Raw genomic sequence first — 24,731 nt, 5'->3', positions numbered from 1 at the left:
GAATGACGCCATCGAGATCGACGACCCCAAGCTTGACGTGGGACAGGCCCCGTTCCTCGACCAGGGCCCTGGCATCGGCGGCGGTTTTTACGTTTCTTGCGCCCATGAACTTCGAACACCCTCTCAAGCCGGCGCGATCGCGCGCAACTCTTCGTCGCAAGCGGTGATGAACATATCCGCGTGATCCGTGCCGAAGCACAGCGGCGGACGAATCTTGAGCGTGCTGCCGAACGGTCCGGCGGCGCCGATCAGGAAGCCGCGCTGGCGCAGGCGGTTGATCAGCATGATTGCGAGCTCCGGCGCCGGCTCCTTGCCGTCGCGATCACGTACGAGCTCGATGCCGATGAACAGACCGGCGCCTCGAACGTCCCCGATCTGGACGTGGCGATTTCCGATCTCGCGCAATCCGTCCATCAGATGACGTCCAACCTCGCTCGCATTCTCCAAGAGGCCCTCATCTTCGATCACGTCGAGCACCGCAAGTCCTGCCGCTGCGGCCACTGGATTGCCGCCGAACGTGTTGAAGTACTTCACTTCGGCCGCAAAGCGATCAAGCAGCGATGCACGCAGAGCGACGCCTCCCATGGGAAAGCCGTTACCCATGGGCTTTCCCATCGTCACGATGTCGGGGACAACACCATGGCGCGCGAAGCCCCACATGGCTGCCCCCGTGCGTCCGAAGCCGGGCTGCACCTCGTCGGCGATGAACAGCCCCCGGCGTTCATGGACGAGGCTTATGGTGGGCGCCAGGAAGCCGGCCGGATCGGCATAGATGCCGTCGCTCGAAAAGATCGTGTCCACCAGCAGCCCAGCAAACCCGATACCGCTTCGCTCAAGATCGGCAATTGCCGCAGCAACACTGGCAGCGAAACGCCGACCGGGATCACCGACCGGATTGCGGAACATCTCGGGCGCTGGCACCACCCGCACATGGAGCGGCAATGGTTGGCCGGGACATGAGGACGGCGACACGTCGGTTACGGCTGCGGTGTTGCCGTGATAGGCCGTCTCCGTAACGATGAAGCCGGCCCGACCAGTGACGACCTTTGCGATCCGGAGCGCGAGATCGTTCGCCTCGCTGCCAGTGCACGTCAGTACCACACGATCGATTTCGGATGGAAATGTCCCCAGCAAGCGCTCCGCATAGGCATCGACCACGTCGTTGAGATAGCGCGTGTGGGTATTGAGCAAACCCACCTGGCGGCGAATTGCCTCGACGACGCGAGGGTGCGAATGCCCGACCGACGGGACGTTGTTATAGAGATCGAGATATCGGCGGCCGTCGACGTCGAACATGTAGACGCCTTCAGCGCGCTCCATTCGAATCGGCTCCTCGTAGAACAGGACCGAAGCCTTGCCGAAGGACCGCAGGCGTCGTTGCACCGCCTCTCCGAGTTCGGCGCCCATCGCCGACGCATGGCCCTGGTCGAAGGCGTTCAACGCCAGAATTTCTCTTTCCCGCTGCACCATACGCCTCCTCTGACCGCGCCTTGCGCAAGTCAAAGCGACGGCCGCGCCGATCGCGCCGCAATCACTCCCCAATCAGCTTGGAGTTTTGTGCAAATTCCCACAATGGCAAGCTGCCAGGAGGCAAAAGACACCGGAGCCTCAGACACACAGCCCCGGGCTTCCAGTGTTACCTTAGTAATATCAATGGACTACACATGGACACGCGACAACTTGCGGAGATACTGGGCACTCTGCTGCCCAACATTTGAGGGACCTGCCACATAATTAGTGTATCTTTCCAAATCGACGTGAGAAAGACTTCCACGTCCCGACGGCCGAGGCAGATGAGGACACCTCAATGACGAGCGAGCCGCTACTGACCAGCGACGCCTCCGCGGCCGAGAAACGGCCACGAAAGAGCGATGGCGATCGCCTCTCGAAGCTGGCGCGCCACAAGCACATCGTCGCGCAACTCACCGCCGCCCCTACTCTGCGCGCCTCCGAGATTGCGGCCGCGCTTGGTGTATCCGGTGAAACCATACGCCGAGATCTCGTGGAGCTTCAGGAACAGAAGCTCATCAACCGGACCTATGGCGGAGCTTCGCGCCCGTTTGCGCTCGAGCCGGCTCTCACCGATCGCAAGACGCTCATGATTGCTGAACGCGAAGCGATCGCCGCCGCGATCACGGACCTCGTTCTACCGAACGAAGTCCTGATGCTGGCGGCCGGCGCCACGACGTTTCATATCGCCAGACGGTTGGCTTCGCGTGCGCGCGACATCACGGTCATCACGCACGACTATGCGATTGCAGGCGCGCTCGCGGTCAACTCATCGATCCGTGTGCTGTGCTGCCCGGGCCGCTATCACCCGACCGAAGGCTACGTGTTCGGTACGCAGACGATCGCCAACATCAACAGCTACGAGGCCAACCGCGCTATCGTGAGCGCGACAGGCATCAGCGCCCGAGGCGCGAACGATGCGGACGACGAGGCCGGTGCGATCTATGGCGCGATGGTCAAGCGCGCTGCGGAAGCCATCCTCGTCGCCGATCACAGCAAGTTCGACCAGCGCGCTCTGACCGTATTTGCGCATTGGACCGATATCGACCGTCTGGTTACCGACCGGCAACCGGAAGGAGCTCTGGCAACGGCACTCCGTGAAGCCGGAACGGAGGTGATCATTGCCCAACCCTGAGAAAGACCAGACCATGGCAAGCCTCACATCTCTTGCTCCTCGCGAGGAGTATACCGGCCTTGATGGTGGTGACGGAGACAAGGGTCCTGCACCGCATCAGCGAACCAGGATCGGACGCCTGGATCTCGAACTCGTCGAGCCGCATAGAGCCTTCACTTGCAGCTGGACACGCACCGCCAGCATTCACGATGCCTCCTACGCGCTTGTCTTTCCACTGACGGGATGTGTGGCATTCAGCCAGGACGGCCGCGTCGGCATTGCCCGAGCCGGCGAATATGTCCTGCTCAGCGAACTCGCCTTCTACGAATTGTCGTCCGACAAGGCCGCACGCTTTCTGGTGCTTCGGATCCCGGCTGCGGAGCTGCGCGGACGTCTCGTCTCGATCGAGGATCACATCAGCCGACGCTTCAAGCCGAACGAACAGATGACCCGCCTTCTAGCCGGGATGATCGGAAGCGTGGCCGAGCTGTTCATCGAGTTTCCGGCGCCGAATCCACAAGCGCTTGCGACCGAAGTCATCAGCTTCGTGGCGCTCACGATCGGCGCGGAGGACCGGGGCGCCGCTACAGACGTCCGCAATGCGCGCTATCATCTGCGCCGCAGGATCGTTGATTTCATTGAAAGCCATCTCGGCGACCAATCCCTGTCACCGAAGAAAATTGCGGCCAGCAGCCGAATCTCGCTGAGCTATCTCTACAGTCTGTTCACGGACAACGAGACCACAGTCAGCCAGTTCGTGCAGACCAAGCGGCTGCAGCGAGCCTACGAAATCCTGGTTGCCGATCCCAAGGGTCACCGTACCGTCTCAGAGGTCGCCTACGAAGTGGGCTTCAAGAACGTCTCGCATTTCTCGCGCTGCTTCAGCCGTCACTTCAAGGTGGCCCCGCGTGACGTTCGCCAGGCGCAGGAAGCCGCGCCGCGGCCGGGCTCAGCTACACGCGCTGTCGAACCGAACGGATCGTCTTCGCCGCGAATGGCCTCCTCGCGCAAGGCTTTCGGATCTCCGTATTGGGACGTCCACAAGCAAGAGCTTCGCGAGACGGTTTAGAGCCGAATTCCGAAGGCCAGCCGTTGCGCCGCTCATGCGCGACGTGCTTTCTGCTGGAGCAGGCATTGGACGACATTCAAGACAAGATTTCTGCGGACGAACTCGCTTCGTTCTTCCATGAACTCGCCGACGTAGCCGGTCGGATCGCGTTGACCCATTTTCGGTCCAGCGCCAATTTCGAGCGCAAGCAGGATTTGACGCCGGTAACGATCGCCGATCGCGCGATCGAAGTGGAACTACGGCGCCTGATCAGCGCCCGCTTCCCCGATCACGGCATTCTCGGGGAGGAGATGGGATCGACCTTGGGCGATCGCTACACCTGGTATCTCGATCCGATCGACGGAACGAAGAGCTTCATCTCCGGAATGCCGCTGTTCGGCACGCTTGTCGCGCTCGCCGACGAGCGCAAGGGCGCGGTAGTCGCCGGCATGATCGACATGCCAGCGCTGGCCGAACGGTGGTACGGCACGCCGCGTGGGGTCACGTTCAACGGCAAGCCCGCAAAAGTGAGTCGCACGGCAAGATTGGAAGACGCACAAATTTATACATCCTCACCGGACTTCTTTACCTCGCAGGATTGGGCTCGCTACGACTTGCTGAGCAAGAAGGCCATGTTCCGACGATTTGGCGGCGATTGCTATCAGTACGGCCTGCTGGCATCCGGCCATTGCGATCTCGTCGTAGAGACGTCACTCAAGTCGTTCGACTTCATGGCATTGATTCCCGTGGTCGAGGGCGCGGGCGGAATCATACGCGACTGGGATGGGCAGCCACTCACGCCGGACTCCGACGGACGCGTGATCGCCGCCGCGAACGACAGCCTGCTCAAGCAGGCCCTGACGGTCCTGAAGCAATAGCAAGATGATGCGGCCGGGGCAGGCTCACACCAATCGTAACCAGCTGTCCCAGCGCGGGTCATACATCACGTCCCGAGCGCGCATGTATTTCCAGACGCCGTATTTCTGGTAGTCGAAATCCCAGGTGTTGAGCTTGCGGTTGACGACCGCCCATGAGGCCCATTTCATGTCGGCGAGCGCACGGTTGAGAATGACGCGCGCAATCATCTGCGGACGAGCCTCGCCGAGATATTGCTCGATCAGGGCTTCCGTCAGCTTCTCGTCGAAGAACATTTCGGCAAACAGCACGCCGAGCTCGTAGCTGCGCTCATTGTTGGAGGCAAATTCGTAGTCGATCAGCTTCATCGGCCTGGGCGCGCCGGTTTCAGCCGAAATGAGGAAATTCCCAGGCATGGGGTCGTTGAAGCATGGCACGAGGTCGAGGCCCGACGCCAGGAAGGCCGACTTGGCCTGATTGTAGCGATGCATCATCCAGGGCATGTCCTGCGGGAAATGCGCCCCCAGTTCCTTGCCTTGCTCGATATGTTCCTCAATCATGTCGAAGATTGTCTTGGTCTGGCCGAGCTTCGGGCCGCCATGCAAGCGGCGATAGAGAGCGAGAACGTCGGACTGGATGGCGGGATCGCCGAAATCGGCGTTCGTGCAGGCGCGATAGCCCTCCAGAAACTCGCTGATCTCCAGCCCATCCGCCGCGTCGAAGAAGATCACCTCCGGCCCGACACCCATAGCATGGGCATTGCGCGCGGCTTCGTTGGCGGTGACGCGATTGATGAACATTTCCGAGCCTTCGCCCGGCACCTTGACGAAATAGCGGCGCCCGTCGCCGGAAATCTCGACCAGCCAGTTCTGGTTCGACAGGCCTCCGACCAGCGGCGCATAGGCGCCCTGCTTGCCGTTCCATTGCGGGACGCGGGCGATAGCCGCTTCGACGTTGCGCTCGTGAAGCGTGGTCCCCTCGCCAAGTTTTCTGCGAACGGTCATGTGATCCTCCGAAGCATCTCGCCAAAGCGGGGCTCCCGAACCGCCATGCGGCAACGCACGAAGCGCCAGCTGGCGAATTTGTAGAACTCCAGCGTATTGCGCGCCGATTTGGCGGCGAGCAGCGCACCGATCAATCCCCAGCGCAGATCATCAGCCACGCCATAGATCCGCGCACGATTGAATGCCCCCTCCTCGAATGTGCCGGTACTGCGGGTGAAAATGTCGCGCGCCTCAGGCTCCTGTGCACAGGCCTCGACGAGGAAGCTGCCGATATCCTCCAACGGGTCGGTCGTTGTCGCGCGATCCCAGTCGATCAGGCGGACCTCGCCCGCGTCACTGATCAGGATATTCGAAACATTGCCGTCGCCGTGGATCGGCACCGCCTTGATATCCAGCGTCCGGCAGGCTTCGGCCGCAAACAGCAACTCCTTGACCAGCCATTCAGCATCCGACGGCAACTGGGCTTTCGCGGCCGCAGCCGCAGCGTAGAAATGCTCGATCTCGTCAAAGACGCTCTTGCGGCGTGGCAGCGGTGGTCCGGATTGAAACAGCCGCATCGCCGCAATGACGGCATCGACAATATCGGGCTCGAGCATCCGTTCCAATGTACCGACCCGCCAGCCCTGGTTGAGATCCTCCATCACCAGCAGTCCCGCCTTCGGGTCGGCCATCAGAACTTTGGGCCCGATGCCGAGATCGGATGCACGCTGCGCCGCCTCGAAGGCACATGCCACGTCGATATAGAGCTCGGCATCACGATCCATGCTCTTGATGAAGATGCTTTCGCTACCGCCCTTCCTGGTGGCGCGCCAGGGAAAGCCGTCGACACCTCGCCAGCTTGGCGAAGCCAGGATCGGGATGGCAGGTTCGATCACGACATCTCCAGCCCCCCATCCGGGGAGCTCGGCAATGGAATTCCGGATGGTGGCCAGTTCCGTTCCAGATTGACTCATGGCGACTTCTGATCTCTTGCGATTGCCGTTCAGCCGACCTTCGTGTCTGCCAAATTTGATCAAGACAGATTTTGATCAGGACAAATTTTGATCAGGACAGATGCAAAAGGGATGCCTCGGGCTCCACCAAATCATGCCGTTGACGCAACGGCCCTACCCCAACGCAGGTCATTTTCGCTATCCGGACAGTGACCCGGGACGCTACCCATTGAGGCCGACATGTCCGCTGCAGAACTGATCGGGATGAGCCTTGCCGAGCTGACAGACGCTTACGCCTCGCGGACGCTATCGCCGGTGGAGGTGCTACGAGCCACCCTCAGCCATTCCGAGAACGTCAATACAGCGATCAACGCCCTGTTCTGCTTCCGTCCGGAGCAGGCCATGGCCAGCGCGCTACGCTCGGAAGCGCGATGGAAGGCCGGGGCTGCACTGGGTCCGCTCGATGGCGTTCCGATGACCGTCAAGGATAGCGTCGCCATGGTCGGCTGGCCCTACTTTCACGGTATCGGGGCCAACCGCGCCCTGCCGCCCTCAAACTACGATTCACCACCGGCGATCGCGTTGCGCGAAGCCGGCGCGGTGATCTTTGCAAAGACCACGATGCCGGATTGTGGCCTGATGGCGTCAGGCATCAGCTCGCTGCACGGCATCACCCGCAACCCCTGGGGGCTTGCCTGGAACACCGGCGGCTCGTCGGCCGGCGCCGGCGCCTCCATCGCGGCCGGCGCCGGATATGTCTCCGTCGGCACGGATATCGCGGGCTCCGTCCGCCTTCCGGCCGCGCATTGCGGCCTCGCCGGACTGAAGCCCACCCACGGGCGCGTCCCGCACCTGCCCGCCGATACCATGCGCATGGCCGGTCCCATGGGCCGCAGCGTCGACGATATCGCCCGCCTGCTGACCGTGCTGACGCGGCAGGACGAGCGCGACACCTGGAGCCTTCCCGCCGATGGCGTGCGCTATCACGAGCGTCTCAAGCGCGACGTGCAGGGATTGAGGATCGGCGTCCTTACCGACATGGGCTTTGGCATGAAGCCAGAGGCGGTCGTGCGCGAGACCGTCGAGGCGGCCGGAAAGCTGCTCGCCGGCGCAGGCGCCAACGTCGAACCGTTCACCTCGCCGCTCGATCATGACGCCTACGAAGCCATCGACCTGTTCCTCCAGGTCCGCGGCTATCTCGAATACACGTCACTGCCCTCACATACTGACACTCCCCGCGACATCAATCCCTTCGTTCGCGCGTGGTCCCTAGGTGGAGCAAAACACTCGGGCACCGACCTTTACCGGGCCCTGGGGCAGATCGCCAAAATGAAGGCGGCGCTGCTGGGGGCCTTCGAAGGCTGGGACTATGTCATCTCACCGACGCTGCCGGTGGTGAACTTTCCGGCCGAGGAACCCGGCGTCTCTCGCGAAATGCCGCTCGAGCACACGCTGTTCACGGCCATGTTCAACCAGACCTGCCAGCCCGCCGCCACGGTCTGCATGGCGTTCGATTCCCGACATCTGCCGATCGGGGTCCAGGTCATCGGCCATCGCTTCGATGATCTTGGCGTGCTGCAGGTGACCAAGGCGCTGGAGGATATGCGTCCCGTCGCGATGGATTGGCCTTTCAAGCCGCGGTCCTGACGGTCAGGCCGCCGCCTGCGCCTCATCGCCATCGAGAAGGTGACAGGCGGCAAGGCGTCCGGGCGAATGCTCGACGAGCCTCGGCGTCTCCACCCGGCAGCGGCCGAATGCCTTCGGGCAGCGCGACGCAAAGCTGCAACCCGCCGGGATGTCGATCGGGCTGGGCGGCTCGCCCTCCAGCAGGAAATCGGAGGGATCAAACGGCTTCTCTTCCAGAGTTGGGGCTGCCGACAGCAACGCCTTGGTATAGGGATGCTGCGGATCGAAGAACAGATCGCGGTTGTCGGCAATCTCGACCATCTCGCCGAGATACATCACGGCGATCCGGGTGCAGACCTTCCGCACCATCGCCAAATCGTGCGAGACGAAGACATAGGTGAGGTCGTTCTTGTCCTGCAATTTCGAGAACAGCTCGATCAGCCTGCCCTGCTCGCGCTGGTCCAGCGCCGATAGGGTCTCGTCGAGGATCAGGAGCTTGGGATCGAGAATCAGGGCTCGCGCGATCGAGATGCGTTGGCGCTCGCCGGTCGAGAGCGCATTGGGCAACTGATCATACAGCTCGGCGGCGAGACCGACTTCCGCCATCGCTGCGATCACCCGCTTTCGCAAATCGGCGCGCTTGAAACTGCCACGGATCAGGAGACTTTCCTCGATCATGCGGCCGACCGTTGTGCGCGGCGGCAAGGCATTGTAGGGATCTTGCAGGAGAAGCTGGAACTCGTTGCGCTTGCGGATCAGGTCCCGCGATGACAGAGCGCCGAGGGAGGTCCCGTTCAAGACGATGCTGCCGCTGTCTGGCGTCTCCAGCCAGGCCAGCAGGCGGGTCAGGGTCGACTTGCCGCAGCCGGATTCCCCGACAATCCCGAAATTCTCGCGCGGCATGATATCGAGTGTCACGCCACGCACGGCCTGCACGTTGCTGTAGGTGTTGAAAGTGCCGCGCTTGCGGGCACGATAGGTACGATGGACATTCTCCACCTTCATCAACGGGGCTTCGCCTTGAGCCTGACGGCGAGCAAGCGGGCCCTCCGCCGTCTCCCACATCCGCGGCACGCTCGCGATGGCCTTGCGCGTGTAGTCGGATTGCGGCGAAGCCAGCAGTTCGGCGAACGCTTGTTGCTCAACGAACCGGCCCTGGTACAGCACGGCCGTCCGATCGCCGAACTGCCCGAGCGTCGGCAAGGAGGAGGACAAATAGATCGTCGCCATCTTGTGCCGCGTGCAGAGGTCATGGAGCAAAGCCACGATCTGCGCGGCAATGGTGACGTCCAGCGGCTGGGTCACGTTGTCGGCGATGAGCACGGCGGGTTCGGCGCAAATGGCGTCCACGATCATCGCGCGCTGCATCATGCCACCGGAGAATTTCGACGGGTAGTCCCAGTAGCGTTCCTTCGGCGACGGGATGCGGACCTCGCCGAGCAGCTGCATGACCCGGTCACGGCACTCGCGCCCGTTCCATTCAGGCCTTACGCTGTGCAGCTTCTCCGCGATCTGGGCGCCGACCGGCACGGTCGGATCGAGTGAACTCTGCGGCTTGGAGCCGATATAGGCGATGTCGCGCCCGATCCGGACTTCGCGCGCTCCGGCGCCGAGGATGTCGTGTCCGGCGAAGGCGACCCGTCCGGCGCGATATTCCAGGCTCTCCGGCAACCAGTTCGCCAGCGCGCGGCTCAGCACCGTCTTCCCGGCGCCGCTCTCTCCGTAGACGCCGAAAATCTCCGACGTGCTGAGGCGGAAACTGATGCGATCGAGAATCGGAGCCGCCCCCGGTGTCGTGGCACCAACCGTCAGATCTTCGATTTCGAGAATGAGCGAGAGATCCATCTCAGAGACCTCCATAGATGCGGTTGCGCGCCTTTTCCAGCGCCGAGCCCATGAGATTGATCGAGGTGAGCGCGACGGCGAGGAAGATGCCCGGGATGGTCCCGATCCACCAGGCATTGAGAAGATATTTGCGGGAATCGGCGATGATACTGCCAAAGCTTGGGGTCGGCGGCTGAATGCCGAGCCCAAGGAAGCCCAGGATCGCTTCGAAGATCATCATGCGTGCAACGTCGAGCACCGCGACGAACGCGATCGGCGGCAGGATGTTGGGCGCCGCGAACAACAGCAGAATCCGCCAATCCCCGGCCCCAAGCACGCGCAGGCCGCGCACATATTCCTTGCCGCGCTCGGCGACGGCGGCACTGCGGGCCACTCGCGCATAAAGCGGCCAGCCGGACAGCGCCAGCACGATGATGATCGTCGGGACGGTCGGCCGCGACACGCCGAGAATCGTGATAGCCAAGATGATCATCGGAATCGAGAGCTGGGCGTCGGTGATCCGCATGATGATGGTGTCCCACCACTTGCCCTTGAAGCCTGCGAACAGGCCGAGGCCGCAGCCGATGATGAAGATCAGGAGCACGGTGACGATGCCGACGAGCAGTGAATAGCGCAGCCCGATCAGGCTGCGCATCAGCATGTCACGGCCGAGCTGATCCGTGCCCAGCAGGTGATCCCAGGTCCATTTGTCGCCGAGATAGACCGGCGCCAGGAATTTGTCCTTCACCACCATCTTGGTGGCGCTGACCGAGGACACCTCGGGATAGATCGCGGACGCAAGCAATAGCGCGACGAAGACAAAGAAACCGATCTTGAAGCTCGACATGCCCCAGGCTGCAGCCAGGATACGCCGATTGACCGACCTGACGCGGGCCGATCGGGGCTCGGGCTCCGCAGCAATGACCGTGGTGGCCGTCATGGTCAGATCTCCACACGAGGATCGATGAGATAAGCGACCAGGTCCACGATGATATTGATGAAGACAAACACCGCGCTGGTCGTAATGGCGATGCCCTGGATGACTGGGAAATCACGCCCGACGACGGAAACGACGGTCAAATTGCCGAGGCCCGGATAATCGAAGATGTATTCGATCACCAGCACGCCGCCGATCAGGGTCGAAAGCTGGATCCCGAGCAGGTTGACCAGCGGCACCGCGGCATTGCGCAGAGCATGGGAATAGACGATGCGGCGGCGCGACAGGCCGCGAACCCGGGCTTCATCGATGAACGGCGCCTGCATCACCTCACCGAGCGACGTCGTCAGCGTCCGGATGATGAAGGGCGCGATCTCCACCGCCAGCACCACGGCCGGCAGAATGACATAAGAGAACCCCTGGTAGCCGAGCGCCGGAAGCAGCTTCAGCTTGACCGACAGAAACAGGATCAGAACGATCGCGAGCCAGAAATTCGGGATCGACACGAACAGCGATTGCATGCCGAACGCCAGGGCGTTCTGCCATCGATGCTGATGCAGGCCACCGGCTATTCCGACCGGAAACGAGATCAACAGCGCGAACAACAGGGCCATGCCGCCCAATTGGAGCGTGAACGGCAAGCGTTCGAGAATGAGGTCGGTCACGGGCGCCATGTCCGACTTGGTCGGATCGACATACTGCCCGCCGGCAGCAATCATGCCGCTGCGCGGCCGCAGATAGGATTGTCCGAGGTCGCCCTGGAGCAGACCGCGCATATAGCGGCCGTATTGAACGATGATGGGATCGCGCAGCCCCATCTTGGTCGCCACCTTCTCGACCACATCGGGCGGCGCCATGCCGCCGACGATCAGACGGACGGGATCGCCTGGAACCACGCGCAACAATGTAAAGATGATCAACGAGGTGATGAAGACGATCAGGAGGCCCTGCGCGATTCGCTTGACCAGGAATTCCAGGATCAACATCGGGAAGAGCTACCCTTGCATTCGTCGAGAGTTCCGGCAGGCGGGGTTGTCTGACCTGCACCCGACCTGAGAAAACCGGCAGGTCGGACGAGTCCGACCTGCCGGAGCAATCATCATGCCAGCTTGGCTTTCGTCATGTCCTGCATGCCGTTCGGGTAGATGTAGAGGCCGTCGAGCTTCTTGCTGTAGGCGTGGATGAAGACAGACGTGAACAACGCAAGTGCCGGCGCCTTCTTGGCGATGGTCGGCAGCGTCTCGGTCTGGAGGATCTTCTTGCGCTCTTCGATGGAGGTGGCGTTGCGCTCCTTGTCGAGCACCGCGTCAATGTCCTTGTCGACGATGCCGGTAATGCGCTTCGACGACGAGTGGAAGTGGGTGCGCAGCACCAAATCCGGCTCGGGCGAGCCCGTGCACCAGCCGCAGTCGATCATGTTGCCTTCGCCGCCGCCCGGCTTGTCATAGAGCAGGTTGCCCCAGGCCGCGACTTCGAGGGTCTGGAGATTGACCTTGAAACCCTGCTCCTGAAGCATGCCGGTGATCAGTTCGGCATATTCCTTGGTCTTCGGGTAGAAGCCGACCGAGGTGTAATAGGTGAGTTCGGGAAGGCCCTGGCCCTTCGGGAAGCCGGCTTCCGCCAACAGCTTCTGGGCCTTGGCTGGATCGAATTCGGGATAATCGGCGACCTCCGCGTAGCCGAACTTCACCGGTGAGATATGCGCCTTGGAGTAGGTTCCGGAGACGCCAAGCACCTCCAGCACCTGCTTGCGGTCGATCGAGTGGCATGCCGCCAGCCGGATGCGCGGATCGTCGAACGGCTTCTTGGAGCAGCGGAAGAACAGATACTTGTTCTCGACCGACACCGCCTTGTGGATGTTGAAGCGCGCATCCTTGGAAATCGTCTCGACCTGCTCCTGCTCCAGCCGCTCGATGATGTCCGCAGAGCCATTCAGCAACGACAGCGTTCGGGTCGTGGTGTCGCCGACGAAATGATATTCGACGCCGGGAATCTTCGGCGCACCGAGGAAGAAATCGGCGTTGGCGGCGAGAACGGTCGTGTCGCCCTTCTGCTCGACGTATCTGTACGGTCCGGTGCCGTTCATGCGAGCCGACAACTGAGCCTTGTTGGCGACGTCCTTGGCAGACATGATCGGAAGGAACGAAGAGAGATAATAGTAGAGCGCCGCCGGATAGCCGTGCGCCTTGGTATTGATGCGGCAGGTGAAATCGTCGACGACGTCAACGGTGACGAGACCGGGATACCACTGCGCCGGCCGGTCGGGCTGGCAGCCATACTCGTATGTCGCCTTGACGTCGGCCGCCGTAAACGGCGTGCCGTCATGAAACTTGACGCCCTTTCGCAGCTTGACCTCCATCGTGGAAGCATCGATCGGCGTCATGGACTCGGCCAGTTCGAAGATCAATTCGTCCGGTTTGTCCGGCCGCATCGGCGCTCGCGTCAGATAGCCGAAGACGAATCCTTCGACGATCAACTGACCCAGATTGGTGTGCGTGGTCGGATCCCAGTTGCCGGTCAGCGCTTCCGCGCCGAGAAATCGCAGCGCCTTGCCTTCGGCCGCGAAGGCGGAATTGACCAGAAAGTCCGGGTTGACCCGTCCGAAGCCGAACGCTGCAACACCGGCGAGCCCCCCTAACATCACGTCTCTACGGTTGATCATGTCCTATCCCTCGATGATTTTGGCAACGCTGAAACTGCTGCCGAGGGCGCGGGGCACTCAGCCGTTTCGATCGTATCGCGCAACTCGTCGCAACCTGCAAAGCGTAGACCAAAGGCCACGCCCGCCCGATTCCTGCTGCTCCACGATTCCGTTGCTGACGCTCCCCAATGCGGCGATTGCGCGCGGCGGATTCCGATGATCCAGAATGCACCGCCCAACTCAGAAGCAATCGCGCCTCTCCGCTGAGCAGGACAAGAATAATGGACGCTCGGAACAGCGGCGCGGAGACGGCGAACCTATAATCCCGTGTTTCGAATGAGCGGAAATCGCAGCTTGGGAGATGCAGCCTTGGAAATACAGGAGTCCCCGGCCTGCCACACCCTTCGCGGCATCATCTCGGACTTCGACGGCGTGGCCGATCGCGAAGATACCGCGATCCCGAGTTCGGTCAGAGCGTTTCGCGCCCGGCATGAGCAGGGCATGCCTTATGCATTCGTCACCACCAACTCGACGCAATCCGCCGCACAGTTTTTCGAGATGCCCGGTTCACTCTCATGGTGACTCCGAGCTTGATCGCGCGCATGCAGACCGATCTCGGCGCGGCCTTGCCGCTCTGGAATCTCTCATCACAATCGAAAATCTCCTTCCTGAGCCATTCCGAGAACACAACGTTTCTGGCACGAGACACGGCATCTGGACGGAGCCTGGTGCTGCGCGTGCAGCGGATCGGCTATCACACGTCCGCCGAGATCAGGTCCGAACTCGCCTGGATCGACTCGCTGATAGCGGAAGATGCCGTCGTCACGCCTCGCCCGGTCGCCGACGGTGAGGGCCGACCGCTATCTCAGATCGTCCTGAACGGCTCACCGCGACAGATTGCGGCATTCGAGTTTCTCAGCGGCAAGGAGCCCGATCCATCAGAGGATCTCGTCGCCTGGTTCGGCCAACTCGGTGCGATCAGCGCCAGACTTCACGCGCATAGCCGCCGGTGGAAGAGACCGCCGGACTTCCAGCGGAAGGTCTGGGATTTTGACGCAATGTTGGGCACTCGACCGTTGTGGGGTGATTGGCGCGCCGGCCTTGGCCTTCGCGACGATGGCCTGAAATTGCTGGAGAGGGTCGCCGACACCCTGAAGCAGCGTCTTGATAGCTACGGAAACACAGACGAACGGTTCGGCCTCGTCCACGCCGATCTGCGGCTGGCCAACCTTCTCGTCGACGGCCCGCGTCTCGGCGTGATCGACTTCGACGATTGCGGCTTCTCCTGGTTCTTCTACGACTTTGCTGCCGCCGTCAGCTTCATGGAGCATGAGCCCGTGGTGGCTGAGCTCCAGGCGTCTTGGCTCGCCGGGTATCGCGAGATTGCGCCGGTTTCGCGCGAGGACGAACTCATGCTGCCCGTTTTCGTCATGCTCCGGCGCATGCTGCTGACGGCATGGATCGCGTCGCATTCCGACACCGAGACCGCACGACAATTGGGATCGGCCTACACCGATGGAACCGTCGCGATGGGAGAGCGATTCCTGCAAGCGCTTTGATGGCCCGTCACGAGACCGGAATCGCTTGCCGACTTCGCACCGGTCTTTCCTTCACTCCAGTCCTGGTGTTCCGCGACTCCAGGGGCGCTTCGACCAGCGTTGCTTGGCCACGAAATGTTCCTGGAATGTCAACGTCATCATAATTTCCGATATCGACGAACGGTACTTCTAATTTTACAAGCGTCTCCTTCAACGCAAAACTCAGTTTGTGATTGGCGCCGAGTGAGAAGGCGTTGAGATGACTTCCGGTGACTTGGAGTTGGGCGCGCGCGACGTCAGCGTCCAATTCGAAGGCTTGAAAGCGCTGTCCAAGGTCACGCTTACGGTTCCCCGGAGACGCATCACCGGACTGATGCTGAAGGCAGCCCTCCACACTCTGCTATCGCAGTCTCTGCCGTGGATCGCGTTGGCGGCGGCAGATCATGCCGTGAATTCACGAAGAGGAGCGATTTGTCCTTGGCGGACCCGAATGAGAGCCGCTATATTTGGTGGCCGTCTCACGACAAGGCAGGTAGATCGCCCGAGTTCAACGAGCAGACCCAATCATCGGAGCAAGATCGTGTACCGCCCACCTGAAATGCAGGCACGGTTTCCACGGGACGATGCAGGCCTGCGGATGATGCAGCTGCCAGATCTGCGGATCAACTACACGCCGATCGATCCCGACTTTCTCGACCGCCCGGTTATCTCCGTCTGCATTGAGACCCGGCAGAACGATGACGAATTACCGATGCACGCGCATCAAAAGGGGCAGTTGGTCGTAGCCTCTCGCGGCTCGGTCATGTGCCGGGCGCCGGACGGTCTCTGGATTGTTCCACCACAGGGGGCGGTCTGGATCCCGGGAGGCGTCCAGCACAGCAACTGCGTCTCGTCCTTCGGCAAGATCTACTGCGTCTTCATCGACCCCCGCGCAATGAAGCTGCCGGCCGAATGCTGCACGTTCACGATCTCGCCCCTTGTACGTGAGCTGATCGACAGGCTTGCCTCGTTCCCTCCGCTATATCCTGTGGGCGGACCGACGAGCCGGCTCGCCCAGGTCTTGCTCGACGAACTGGTGCAGATGGACTCCGAGCAGATGTATCTGCCGATTTCACGCGATACCCGCCTGCAGCAACTCGCCGCGGCTCTCCTGCGCGATCCCGGTGACCGCAGCACGCTCGACGAATGGGCGGAGCGATACGCGATGAGCGAAAGGACCCTGGCGCGTCTCATTCAGAAGCAGACGGGATTGACGTTTGGCCGCTGGCGCCAGCGTCTGCATATTCTGGTCGCACTCCAAAGGCTTTCGGCTGGAATATCGGTTCAGACCGTTTCACAAGATCTCGGCTATGAGACGCCAAGCGCCTTCATCACGATGTTCAAGAAGGCCCTGGGCAAGAGCCCCCGCCGGTATCTGGCCGATCGAAAGATCAGTGGTATCTCGACGACGAACTGACGACAGCGCAAGTCGCTCTCACAGCCCCAGATAGGCGCGCCGGACATCCTGGTTGGTGAGCAGAGCGGCACCCGTACCTTCGAGTACAACGTGTCCGTTCTCCAGCACGTAGCCACGATCGCCGATCGACAGCGAGTCCGCGACGTTCTGCTCGACCAGCATGATAGTGGTCTTCTTGGCGTGCAGCATTTTGACTATATCGAACATTGCCCGAGTCAGCGATGGCGAAAGCCCGATAGACGGTTCGTCGAGCATGATGAGTTCGGGTTCGGCCATGATAGCGCGTCCGATCGCCAGCATCTGCTGCTCGCCGCCCGACAGTGTGCCCGCGGCCTGCAGCCGCCTTTCCAGGAGCCGCGGGAAGAGCCCATAAACCTGCTGCATGTTGCCCGATCTGCGGGCTCTTGCCCGCTTGAGCGAGCCACCGATCAGCAGATTCTCCTCGACCGATAAATTACGAAACAGCTCGCGACCTTCGGGTACCTGCGCGATACCGAGTTCGCAGATCTCCCATGGTGGAAAACCCGCAATATTCATGCCGCGCCAACGTATCTCGCCATCCAGGGGCCGGACGACGCCGGCGATCGACCGAATAAGAGAAGTCTTGCCGGCGCCGTTTGCGCCGATGACGCTCAACAGCTCCTCCGGATAGATGCTGAGCGATACGCCGTTGAGGGCCGTGGATCCACCATAACCCACCGTAAGAGACTGTACCGTGAGAAGCGGCTCGTCAGGCACGGAATCCCTCCCCGAGATATCCGGCGACGACTTCCGGATGGCTGACGATGTATCGAGGTGTGCCTTCGGCGATCTTCGCGCCATGATGGAGAACGATAACATGCTCGGCGGCTTCCATCACGATGCGCATGACATGCTCGACGAGCAGGATCGACAATCCCCTCTCGGCCAGACGCCTGAGCACCGCGACCACGGCCGCAGCCTCAGGAGGCCGCAGCCCGGCCATCACTTCGTCGAGCAGAAGCAGGCGTGGCCGGGTCGATAGCGCCTTGGCAGTCTCGAGCATCTTGCGGTCGGGGAGCGTCAGTCTGCTGATGGCGGCCTCGGCCTTCGGTCCGAGCCCCACCATGTCAAGCGCTTCGCGCGCTGCGTCCCTCGCCTCACTCACCTTTCGGGTCCAGCTGAACGCACCGATCATGACATTCTCGACAACGGTCATGTCGCGCATGGGCCGGACGACCTGGAAGGTGCGGCCGATACCGAGCCGGCATATGTCCTCTGCCGGAAGGCCGGAGATGATCTCGCCGCCGAACCTGATCGTCCCTTGCGTCGGCGGGAGGGCGCCGGCAATGAGATTGAAGCATGTCGTCTTGCCGGCGCCATTCGGTCCGACCAGCGCGGTGATGCCTTCGCCTTTCAGGCGGAAGCTCACATTGTCGACGGCAAGCAATCCGCCAAACCGGCGCGAGACGGCGTCGAGTTCGAGAAGATCAGTCACTTCTTGACATGCCCCTCTGAAGATTGCCGAACCAGGAAAACCCGGTGATGGATTTGACCGAATTGACAATCGCTGGCCAGATCCCATCCGGCAGCAGCCAGACTGCGGCAATCAGGGCGAGGCCGTAGCCGACGTTGTTGAGACCCGGAATCCCGAACCTGTTGCCGATCGCGCTCGCGAGATGATCCAGCGGCAGCGTGATGAGAGTCCCGATCAGCGGCCCGAACGCCGTTCCGAGCCCGCCGACGATGGGACCGACCAGGATGTCGACCGAGATGCCCATGCCCATGATCGAATCCGGAAACACCGAGCCTTGAACCAGCGCGAGCAGTCCCCCGCCGATGGCGGCCCAGGCGCCGGAGAACGAGACGACGAGGATCTTGTGCAGGAACGTCCGCACACCGAGCGCGCGTGAGGCGTCCTCGTCGTCGCGCATCGCGCGCCACACATAGCCGAGGAAGGATCGGCGAATGAGCGCCGTGGCGCTGACGCCGAGCAAAACTGCGGCAAGCGAAACGTAATAGTAGAAGCGCGCATCACCACGCAGCATCCAGAACGAGTTCGGCCCGGATTGCGCCGGGAAGAACAAGCCTTGCATGGCTCCGACGAATTCCCAGCCGCTGAACACGACGCGGGCAAACTCGGCCGCGGCGATCGTCAGCAGCGCGAAATAGATGCCACGGACCTCAAAGCGAAAGCTCAACCAGGCCAGCGTCGCGCCTACAATGGCTGCCAGCGCCATGCCGACAACCAATCCGAACCACGGGCTCAGACCGTAGCGGATGTTGAGGACCGCGACCGAGTAGGCGCCGATGCCGACGAACAGCGCGTGACCAATCGAGAGTTGACCGCCGAGCCCCAACATGATGCTCCACGACTGACCGATGAAGGTGAACAGAAACACGATCGTCAGCAGCGAGATCAGATAGGGGTTCAACACGCCGCCGAGCATCGCCAGGACGGCGAAGGCGGCCAGACAGCCGAGAACTGCGCCACGATCCGGTAAGGCATCACGTTTCTTTTGCACCGAAGAATCCTCTTGGACGCACGATCAGGACAATCATCAGCAGGCCATAGGACAACGCGGACTTCAGCGAGGGGGCAAACAACAGCGCCGCAACTGCTTCCGTGAGACCGATGGTCAGCCCGCCAACGAGAGCGCCCACGAAGCTTCCGAGACCGCCGACGATAACCGTGACGAACGCCAGCAGCGTGAAATCGACGGCGAGGAACGGCTGGGCATCGAACAAGGGCGATATCAGCGCACCAGCAACGCCCGCGCAGGCCGCGCCGATGCCAAACGTCATGGCGTAGATCTTCGGGATCGGCAGCCCGACCATCAGGCCGCCCAGCCGGTTGTCGGCGGCGGCACGGATGAACCGACCGAACGTCGAGTATTTGAGGAACGCCGCGAGCGCCAGGATCATCACTGCCGCAACCGTCGCCGCCTGCAGCCTGGCAAGGTCCAGCCGGATCGGCCCAAGGGCGATGGTCTCGAAGGAGAGATGCGAGACCGAGGGGCGCGGGTCGGGCCCGAACGTGATCAGCTGCGCTCCGCTGAGGACCAGCGAAATGCCGATGAACAAAATGAACTGGATATGGTGCGGCCGCGTGACGAACCGCTTCACCACCGACGTCTCGAGCCCGTAGCCGAACACGAACAGCAGAGCGCCGGCGCTGACGGCCGCGACGATCGTCGGAATCCCCCACCAGGCTCCGGCGCAATAACCGACATAGAGGCCGAACACGACCATCGCGCCGTGCGCAAAATTGACGATGCGGATGACGCCGAAGATGATCGTCAGCCCCAGCGCGATGATGCCGTAAACGAGACCCATGAGGATCCCGCTTGCAAGCACATTGCCCCACAGTGTCAGCATCTAGCGCTTCTCGAACGGCACGAGAGGATACTGCGCCTTGTACTCGGCTATGCCGTCGGGCCCGACAACGTGCGGCTTCGACTCCTTTGCCTGCAGCACGGTCACGGCTGCCCCGGTGTTCTGCCCAGTGGCATCGAACCTGATCGGACCGCTGTACATGAGGATGGGCTTCAGGTCCGTCGCCTTCAGTGCGGCGTGAATTTCGGACGAGACCGCCGATTTGGCGCGCACGACCGCGTCGGCCACGATCTGGACCGCCTCGAACGCGCATCCCGAATTGGCATCCATCCATTCGTTGGCATAGGTGGACTGGAACCGATCCACGATCGTCCGCGCATCCTGGCCCTTCGGATTGTACCAGAGGTTCGAGGACATCGCACCATCAGCATACTTTCCGAGCGCGTCGTAGAATGCCTTGTCCGGCACGCCATTGCCGTTCGGCGAGAAGATCAGCTTCGGATTCCACGCCTGTTTGATGCACTCACGGATGATCATGATAGCGTCGTTGACGCGGGTGACTGAGACCAGGGCATCGGCGCCGGATGCCTTCGCTTTCGCCACCTCGACCGAGAGGTCGCGCGCCTTCTCGTCGTAGGGAATATATTCGAGAAGCTTGACTGGCAGGTCGAGTTCCTTCCAGGCCGCATCGAGGCTGGTCGCCGTCGACGTTCCCATCGTGTTGCTCAGATGCAGGACGACGGCCCCCCTTGGAGGATCGTTGACGCTCGTGACCAGCGCTTTCATTTCGGCGAGCGACTGGCGGACGATCGTGGCGGCGGGCGGATAGAAGCGGAACACCTGCGTGAAGCCCTGCGAGGTGACCTGGTTGGCGCTCGCGATGTGCACGACCATGGGCACCTTTGCCGCTTCCGCGGCCTGCAGGGCCGAGATGGTCGCGCCGGAGTCCCACGCACCGATCAGGACGTTGCATCCTTGCTGGATCAACGAGTCGGCCGCGATCCTGCCGTTCTCCGGCTTGCTCTGCGTATCCGCGTGAACGACGGTCATATCGACGCCATAGCGCTCCCTGGCAAATTTGGCGCCGAGATCGATGCCACGCACGCAAGACTGGCCGGGGAACGCAAGTATGCCGCTACTCGGCATGATCGCACCAACCTTGACGGGCGGCGGCACTGCCGCGCGAACCCAGGGCGCCATCGTCGCAGCCGCGAGCCCGACAGCACCTTTCATCGCCGCACGTCGGTTGATCAGTGGTCCCTTGAGGCTGGTCATCGAGGTCTCCGTCTATGAGAGAAGCAAAGCGTGCATAATTCAGGTCGCCTTTTCCGTGTCGGCGGGATCGAGACTGGCGGGCACAGCAAATTGCCCGTGCCTGTAGACAAGGGGCTCGATATCGTCGCGATGCTGTTCGGCCAGCACCGCCCCGACAAAGACCGTGTGGGTGCCGGTCGGATGCACCCCGATGACGCGGCAGTCGAAGCTGCAAAGCGCACTGATCAGAATGGGCGCGCCGGTTCTGAGCGAGCGCCATTCCTCGTCAACGAAGCGGATGTCGCCCTTGCTGCCGTCAAGTCCGGCGAACTTCTGGGCGAGCGGCACATGACACGAGGACAACAGATTCCAGCCGAACGAGCGCGTCCTGACAATCGTGTCGTGCGCCCCTGCCGATTTGTTGATGCAGACGAGGACCGTCGAAGGCTCGATGGACAACGAACAGGCGGCGGTGACGGTCAGACCGTGGCGCGACGGATAGGATCCGGACGTCACGATCGACACCGCGCCAGCCACGCTTCTCATCGCCCGCTTGAACGATGCGCCGTCGACGAGATTATTCGGGTCGAAATGGGCTTCGGCAGTCATGGCGTCTCTTCCGGCTTTGACACACGGTTCCAGGCGAGCGGCAACAGTGACCTCTCTCATGCTTTGGCCCGCTCGAAGAACTGGATCAGGTTGTCCTGGGGATCGCGGATCTGGGCCGCACGGCCGTGGCTGCCCATGTCGCGGATGCCCGAGATGTTCGTCCCGCCCGCGTCGACGGCTTTTGCCAGAGCGCCTTCAAGCTCCTCGACTTCGAAGACGACAACGGCATTCGAGGACGGCTCCACGGCCGATTCGTCCAGACCCGCGATGCAGAATGCGGCGCCATCCGTTGCGAACTGTATCCATCGCTCGCCATCGGCGAAACGAACCGGCATGCCGATCTCGCGATAGAATTGCGCCAGGGCCTCGGGGTTCGACGCCGTCAGGTACGCGTGCTTGATTTTCATGGACTGATCCCGTGCGACTTCGACGCCGACGACAATTGATCCTTGATGAGTTGCTCTTCGGAATCGTCATAGAGGGTGTCGATCAGCGACTTGTACCGCTCCATCAGCGGCTTGCGGCGCTTCTTGCGCGTCGGCGTCATGACGCCGGTGTCGGGCGAGAGTTCTTCCGGCAGGATGCGGAACGACTTGATCTGCTCGACGCGCGCGAGCCGCATGTTGGCCTTTGCGACTTCGCCCTCGATCAGGCGGATCACAATCTCGGATTTGGCGAGGTCCTTGTATTCCCTTACCTGATCATCGCGCGCCCGCGCCCAATCCAGCCCGGCTGTGGCATCGACTTCGATCAGGGCCGTGAGATACTTCTTGCCCTCGCCGATCACAGCAGCTTCAGAGATATAAGGGCTCTGGCGCAGTTCGTTCTCGATCTGAGTCGGGCTGACCGATTTGCCGCCCGAGGTGTTGATGATCTCCTTCTTGCGATCGACGAGCTTGAAGGCCCCATCGGGCTGAACCTGGACCACGTCCCCCGTATAGAGCCATCCATCCCTCAGCGCGGATTGCGTTTCCACGGGCTTGTTCCAGTAGCCGCTGAAGAGGCCCGGGCCGCGCACGATCATTTCGCCGTCTTCGAGAACCCGGGTTTCCCATGCCGGGTCCTGAACCGGAATGCCGACAGTGCCGGCCTTCGACCAATCCGCCATCTGGCCGAGATTTCCGCCTACCATTTCGGTCTGGCCGTAGCACTCCTTGAGGTTCAGTCCCCAGAGCTGCCACAGGGTCATGACTTCCGACGGCATCGGCGCCGAGGCGGTGTAAGGATAGGTGAGCTGATCGAAGCCCACCTCGGCGAGCAGAGGACGAAACACCTTCTCGCAGCACACCTCGAACAGACCATCGAGAAAGGGATTCGCCTCGCGGCCCGCCTGGCGATGCGCGAGCACCGTCTTCGCAATCCGCATCGCGTGCTTGTAGTCTTGGCGGAGCCGAGCCGAGCCGGACTGGACCTTGCTGAGGATCTGCGCCGCATTGCGCTGATAGAACCGCGGCGGCGCCATGTAGAAGGTCGGCTTCACTTCGCGAATCGTCGCGGCGAATTCGGCCGTGGTCTCGCCGAAATAGGGTACGACGCGCGTGATGAGCGGCTTTGTCGTGGCTTGCGCGCGGGCGACGGTGTGGGACATCGGCAGATGCACGACAACCCGTTGCGGCTCCGTTGCGAGCGGTGGACAGAACGTGATGTTCGTATGCGCCCCCGCAAGCAGAGCCGTATGGCTCAGAATGGCTCCCTTGGGATAACCCGTCGTTCCCGAGGTGTAGCCGATCGTTGCGACGTCGGAGGCTTTCGCAGTAGCGGCTTCTTCGGCCAGCGCCGCGCCGGCATCGACCGTGACCCCGCGGATAAAGTCCGCCAGCGTTGTGACGTTATTTGCCGGCGAAGCCCCGCTCCAGCCGGCATCCATAATGATGATCTTCTCGAGTGCGGTCGCCTGGCTGCCGGAGAGAAAGGCGCGAAGCTGCAGCTCGCCGCCGACAAAGGCAATTCGCGCCCCCGAATCCCGCAGGTAGTAGTCGACTTCCTCCGGCGAAGAGGTGAAGTATATGCCGACCGTCACGGCGCCGGAGCAGATCGTGGCCATGTCGGCCAAGAGCCACTCCTGCGACACGTCCCCCATGATCGCGACGCGGTCTCCGCGATTGAGCCCAACCGCCTTCATTGCAGCGGAGATGCGGCAGACGAGCGAAGCGTAGTCCCGCCAGGTGGTACGAAGCCATTTTCCGTTTCGCTTCTGACAGAAGGCGACCTCCCCGGCTCGCTCGGCGCCTCTGGCCCTCAGCAGGCTCGGGATCGTCACGTCGGCATATTGAGCGCCAGACGTCCGCGTTGGCTCTGTCATCGTCACATCTCCGCGAATCGCTTGCGCTTCTCGGCGAAGGCAGCGACGGCCTCGCGGCGCTCAGGGCTCGCAAAGGTCAGCGTTTCCAGCGCAATCGACGTGTCGAGCAGCAAGTGCGTATACTCCTTGACGATCTTGTTGACCGAGTATTTGGTCCAGGCAATCGCTTCGCGCGGACCGCTCGCCAGCATTTCGGCATATTCGATCGCGTGGTCGCGGACGTCGCGTTCGGTCACCACCTCGTTGATCATCCCCATCGCCGCCGCCTTTTCGGCGGAGATGAAATCGCCCGTCATCAGATAGTGCTTGGCGCGCGCCGGCCCGATCAGGAGCGGCCAGATGACGGCGCCGCCGTCACCGGCGACGACGCCCGCCGTGACGTGGGTATCGGCGAAGCGCGCGCTGGAATGGGCGAAGATCACGTCGCACATCAGGGCGAGCGTCGCTCCCAGCCCGACGGCAGCGCCGTTGACGGCGGCGATGACGGGCGCCTCGACCTCCAGGATGTTACGGATCAGGTGACGTCCGGCCCGCGTCGGCGACGGGATCGCGACTTTGTCGAGCGACTTCTGGTCGCCGCCCGAGCAGAAACCGCGGCCCGCGCCGGTCAGCACGATGGCGCGGACGTCCTTGTCGGAATCGAGTTCGACGAAGACGCGCTCGAGCTCGTGGTGCATCTCCCAGTTCACGGCATTGATGAGCTCGGGGCGATTCATCGTCACGACGGCGACGCCGCTGGGACGCTTGTCGACGAGCAGATAGGTGTAGTTGTAGGACGTCATGGCGGT

Annotated in this window: 23 protein-coding genes; 7 read left to right on the top strand and 16 right to left on the bottom strand. The window is 62.0% G+C overall.

All coding sequences use genetic code 11. The features are described from left to right. Positions 1-123: 123 nt before the first annotated feature. On the bottom strand, positions 124-1,470 hold the full coding sequence (locus EDE08_RS21225; RefSeq protein WP_165936074.1) for an aspartate aminotransferase family protein: 1,347 nt from the start codon (positions 1,468-1,470) through the stop codon (positions 124-126). A gap of 337 nt (positions 1,471-1,807) precedes the next feature. Between EDE08_RS21225 and EDE08_RS21220 the strand changes: the two genes are divergently transcribed. From EDE08_RS21220 to EDE08_RS21210, 3 genes are all read left to right on the top strand, one after another. Then, positions 1,808-2,644: a DeoR/GlpR family DNA-binding transcription regulator gene (locus EDE08_RS21220; RefSeq protein WP_245524843.1), complete on the top strand. Its 837-nt coding sequence runs from the start codon at positions 1,808-1,810 to the stop codon at positions 2,642-2,644. A gap of 13 nt (positions 2,645-2,657) precedes the next feature. After that, positions 2,658-3,692 (top strand): helix-turn-helix domain-containing protein, encoded by a 1,035-nt coding sequence (locus EDE08_RS21215; RefSeq protein WP_061883573.1) that lies wholly within the window; start codon positions 2,658-2,660, stop codon positions 3,690-3,692. Between the two features lie 65 nt (positions 3,693-3,757). Next, positions 3,758-4,549: an inositol monophosphatase family protein gene (locus tag EDE08_RS21210; RefSeq protein WP_131871014.1), complete on the top strand. Its 792-nt coding sequence runs from the start codon at positions 3,758-3,760 to the stop codon at positions 4,547-4,549. 24 nt (positions 4,550-4,573) lie between these two features. Here the strand turns inward: EDE08_RS21210 and EDE08_RS21205 are convergent, their stop codons facing one another. Both EDE08_RS21205 and EDE08_RS21200 read right to left on the bottom strand, forming a co-directional pair. After that, positions 4,574-5,530: a choline/ethanolamine kinase family protein gene (locus EDE08_RS21205; protein WP_131870760.1), complete on the bottom strand. Its 957-nt coding sequence runs from the start codon at positions 5,528-5,530 to the stop codon at positions 4,574-4,576. Continuing rightward, on the bottom strand, positions 5,527-6,546 hold the full coding sequence (locus tag EDE08_RS21200) for a phosphotransferase (protein WP_245524842.1): 1,020 nt from the start codon (positions 6,544-6,546) through the stop codon (positions 5,527-5,529). The genes EDE08_RS21205 and EDE08_RS21200 overlap by 4 nt, the downstream gene beginning before the upstream one ends. Positions 6,547-6,702: 156 nt before the next feature. Here EDE08_RS21200 and EDE08_RS21195 point away from each other — a divergent pair, with 156 nt between their 5' ends. Then, positions 6,703-8,109 (top strand): amidase, encoded by a 1,407-nt coding sequence (locus EDE08_RS21195; protein ID WP_131870759.1) that lies wholly within the window; start codon positions 6,703-6,705, stop codon positions 8,107-8,109. A 3-nt stretch (positions 8,110-8,112) separates the two neighbouring features. Here the strand turns inward: EDE08_RS21195 and EDE08_RS21190 are convergent, their stop codons facing one another. The 4 genes from EDE08_RS21190 to EDE08_RS21175 all read right to left on the bottom strand — a co-directional run bounded on the left by EDE08_RS21190 (position 8,113) and on the right by EDE08_RS21175 (position 13,511). After that, positions 8,113-9,933 carry an ABC transporter ATP-binding protein gene (locus tag EDE08_RS21190; protein ID WP_131870758.1) on the bottom strand — a complete coding sequence of 607 codons (1,821 nt, stop codon included), beginning with the start codon at positions 9,931-9,933 and terminating at the stop codon, positions 8,113-8,115. 1 nt (position 9,934) lies between these two features. Next, positions 9,935-10,852, bottom strand: a complete 918-nt coding sequence (locus EDE08_RS21185) for an ABC transporter permease (protein WP_131870757.1) — start codon at positions 10,850-10,852, stop codon at positions 9,935-9,937. A 2-nt stretch (positions 10,853-10,854) separates the two neighbouring features. Further along, positions 10,855-11,835 carry an ABC transporter permease gene (locus EDE08_RS21180; protein WP_061883578.1) on the bottom strand — a complete coding sequence of 327 codons (981 nt, stop codon included), beginning with the start codon at positions 11,833-11,835 and terminating at the stop codon, positions 10,855-10,857. A gap of 113 nt (positions 11,836-11,948) precedes the next feature. Continuing rightward, the gene (locus tag EDE08_RS21175) at positions 11,949-13,511 is read right to left on the bottom strand and encodes an ABC transporter substrate-binding protein (protein ID WP_131870756.1); all 1,563 of its coding nucleotides are present in this window, start codon (positions 13,509-13,511) and stop codon (positions 11,949-11,951) included. 333 nt (positions 13,512-13,844) lie between these two features. On the opposite strand from EDE08_RS21175, the gene EDE08_RS21170 reads away from it, so the two are divergent. The 3 genes from EDE08_RS21170 (at position 13,845) to EDE08_RS21160 (ending at position 16,484) form a co-directional block, all read left to right on the top strand. After that, the gene (locus EDE08_RS21170) at positions 13,845-14,072 is read left to right on the top strand and encodes an HAD family hydrolase (protein WP_245524841.1); all 228 of its coding nucleotides are present in this window, start codon (positions 13,845-13,847) and stop codon (positions 14,070-14,072) included. Further along, complete coding sequence (locus tag EDE08_RS21165; RefSeq protein WP_131870754.1) at positions 14,066-15,049, top strand: phosphotransferase enzyme family protein; 984 nt, start codon at positions 14,066-14,068, stop codon at positions 15,047-15,049. Before EDE08_RS21170 ends, EDE08_RS21165 begins: the two co-directional genes overlap by 7 nt. 619 nt (positions 15,050-15,668) lie before the next feature. Further along, positions 15,669-16,484 carry an AraC family transcriptional regulator gene (locus tag EDE08_RS21160; protein WP_131871012.1) on the top strand — a complete coding sequence of 272 codons (816 nt, stop codon included), beginning with the start codon at positions 15,669-15,671 and terminating at the stop codon, positions 16,482-16,484. Positions 16,485-16,502: 18 nt separating this feature from the next. Here the strand turns inward: EDE08_RS21160 and EDE08_RS21155 are convergent, their stop codons facing one another. From EDE08_RS21155 to EDE08_RS21115, 9 genes are read right to left on the bottom strand one after another with little or no spacing between them, the layout of a single operon-like run. After that, positions 16,503-17,222, bottom strand: a complete 720-nt coding sequence (locus tag EDE08_RS21155) for an ABC transporter ATP-binding protein (RefSeq protein ID WP_207913058.1) — start codon at positions 17,220-17,222, stop codon at positions 16,503-16,505. Then, positions 17,215-17,940, bottom strand: coding sequence for an ABC transporter ATP-binding protein (locus EDE08_RS21150; protein WP_131870753.1), 726 nt, complete (start codon positions 17,938-17,940; stop codon positions 17,215-17,217). The genes EDE08_RS21155 and EDE08_RS21150 overlap by 8 nt, the downstream gene beginning before the upstream one ends. Beyond that, the gene (locus EDE08_RS21145; RefSeq protein ID WP_245524840.1) at positions 17,933-18,967 is read right to left on the bottom strand and encodes a branched-chain amino acid ABC transporter permease; all 1,035 of its coding nucleotides are present in this window, start codon (positions 18,965-18,967) and stop codon (positions 17,933-17,935) included. The genes EDE08_RS21150 and EDE08_RS21145 overlap by 8 nt, the downstream gene beginning before the upstream one ends. Next, positions 18,951-19,820 (bottom strand): branched-chain amino acid ABC transporter permease, encoded by an 870-nt coding sequence (locus EDE08_RS21140; protein WP_131870752.1) that lies wholly within the window; start codon positions 19,818-19,820, stop codon positions 18,951-18,953. Before EDE08_RS21140 ends, EDE08_RS21145 begins: the two co-directional genes overlap by 17 nt. Continuing rightward, complete coding sequence (locus EDE08_RS21135) at positions 19,821-21,053, bottom strand: ABC transporter substrate-binding protein (RefSeq protein ID WP_131870751.1); 1,233 nt, start codon at positions 21,051-21,053, stop codon at positions 19,821-19,823. Positions 21,054-21,092: 39 nt separating this feature from the next. Next, on the bottom strand, positions 21,093-21,641 hold the full coding sequence (locus EDE08_RS21130; protein ID WP_131870750.1) for a flavin reductase family protein: 549 nt from the start codon (positions 21,639-21,641) through the stop codon (positions 21,093-21,095). Positions 21,642-21,697: 56 nt separating this feature from the next. Beyond that, entirely contained in the window at positions 21,698-22,048 is a 351-nt protein-coding gene (locus tag EDE08_RS21125) for a VOC family protein (protein WP_131870749.1), read from the bottom strand. Next, positions 22,045-23,943, bottom strand: a complete 1,899-nt coding sequence (locus EDE08_RS21120) for an AMP-dependent synthetase/ligase (RefSeq protein WP_131870748.1) — start codon at positions 23,941-23,943, stop codon at positions 22,045-22,047. Before EDE08_RS21120 ends, EDE08_RS21125 begins: the two co-directional genes overlap by 4 nt. A gap of 2 nt (positions 23,944-23,945) precedes the next feature. Then, a complete protein-coding gene (locus tag EDE08_RS21115) occupies positions 23,946-24,725 on the bottom strand; it encodes an enoyl-CoA hydratase/isomerase family protein (protein ID WP_131870747.1) in 780 nt (259 codons plus the stop codon). Positions 24,726-24,731: the final 6 nt, after the last annotated feature.

The sequence above is a fragment of the Bradyrhizobium sp. R2.2-H genome, assembly GCF_004346455.1.
GTDB classification, from domain to species: Bacteria; Pseudomonadota; Alphaproteobacteria; order Rhizobiales; family Xanthobacteraceae; genus Bradyrhizobium; species Bradyrhizobium diversitatis.
The sequence above is the reverse complement of the archived record's forward strand: the minus strand, read 5'-3'. Positions and strand labels throughout refer to the sequence as shown.

Coding starts and splice junctions, on each gene's coding strand:
- EDE08_RS21195 (WP_131870759.1), top strand. CDS start 6,703: ATGTCCGCTGCAGAACTGATCGGGATGAGCCTTGCCGAGCTGACAGAC.
- EDE08_RS21130 (WP_131870750.1), bottom strand. CDS start 21,641: ATGACTGCCGAAGCCCATTTCGACCCGAATAATCTCGTCGACGGCGCA.
- EDE08_RS21135 (WP_131870751.1), bottom strand. CDS start 21,053: ATGACCAGCCTCAAGGGACCACTGATCAACCGACGTGCGGCGATGAAA.
- EDE08_RS21220 (WP_245524843.1), top strand. CDS start 1,808: ATGACGAGCGAGCCGCTACTGACCAGCGACGCCTCCGCGGCCGAGAAA.
- EDE08_RS21120 (WP_131870748.1), bottom strand. CDS start 23,943: ATGACAGAGCCAACGCGGACGTCTGGCGCTCAATATGCCGACGTGACG.
- EDE08_RS21180 (WP_061883578.1), bottom strand. CDS start 11,835: ATGTTGATCCTGGAATTCCTGGTCAAGCGAATCGCGCAGGGCCTCCTG.
- EDE08_RS21125 (WP_131870749.1), bottom strand. CDS start 22,048: ATGAAAATCAAGCACGCGTACCTGACGGCGTCGAACCCCGAGGCCCTG.
- EDE08_RS21225 (WP_165936074.1), bottom strand. CDS start 1,470: ATGGTGCAGCGGGAAAGAGAAATTCTGGCGTTGAACGCCTTCGACCAG.
- EDE08_RS21190 (WP_131870758.1), bottom strand. CDS start 9,933: ATGGATCTCTCGCTCATTCTCGAAATCGAAGATCTGACGGTTGGTGCC.
- EDE08_RS21140 (WP_131870752.1), bottom strand. CDS start 19,820: ATGCTGACACTGTGGGGCAATGTGCTTGCAAGCGGGATCCTCATGGGT.
- EDE08_RS21115 (WP_131870747.1), bottom strand. CDS start 24,725: ATGACGTCCTACAACTACACCTATCTGCTCGTCGACAAGCGTCCCAGC.
- EDE08_RS21175 (WP_131870756.1), bottom strand. CDS start 13,511: ATGATCAACCGTAGAGACGTGATGTTAGGGGGGCTCGCCGGTGTTGCA.
- EDE08_RS21165 (WP_131870754.1), top strand. CDS start 14,066: ATGGTGACTCCGAGCTTGATCGCGCGCATGCAGACCGATCTCGGCGCG.
- EDE08_RS21185 (WP_131870757.1), bottom strand. CDS start 10,852: ATGACGGCCACCACGGTCATTGCTGCGGAGCCCGAGCCCCGATCGGCC.
- EDE08_RS21215 (WP_061883573.1), top strand. CDS start 2,658: ATGGCAAGCCTCACATCTCTTGCTCCTCGCGAGGAGTATACCGGCCTT.
- EDE08_RS21205 (WP_131870760.1), bottom strand. CDS start 5,530: ATGACCGTTCGCAGAAAACTTGGCGAGGGGACCACGCTTCACGAGCGC.
- EDE08_RS21160 (WP_131871012.1), top strand. CDS start 15,669: ATGCAGCTGCCAGATCTGCGGATCAACTACACGCCGATCGATCCCGAC.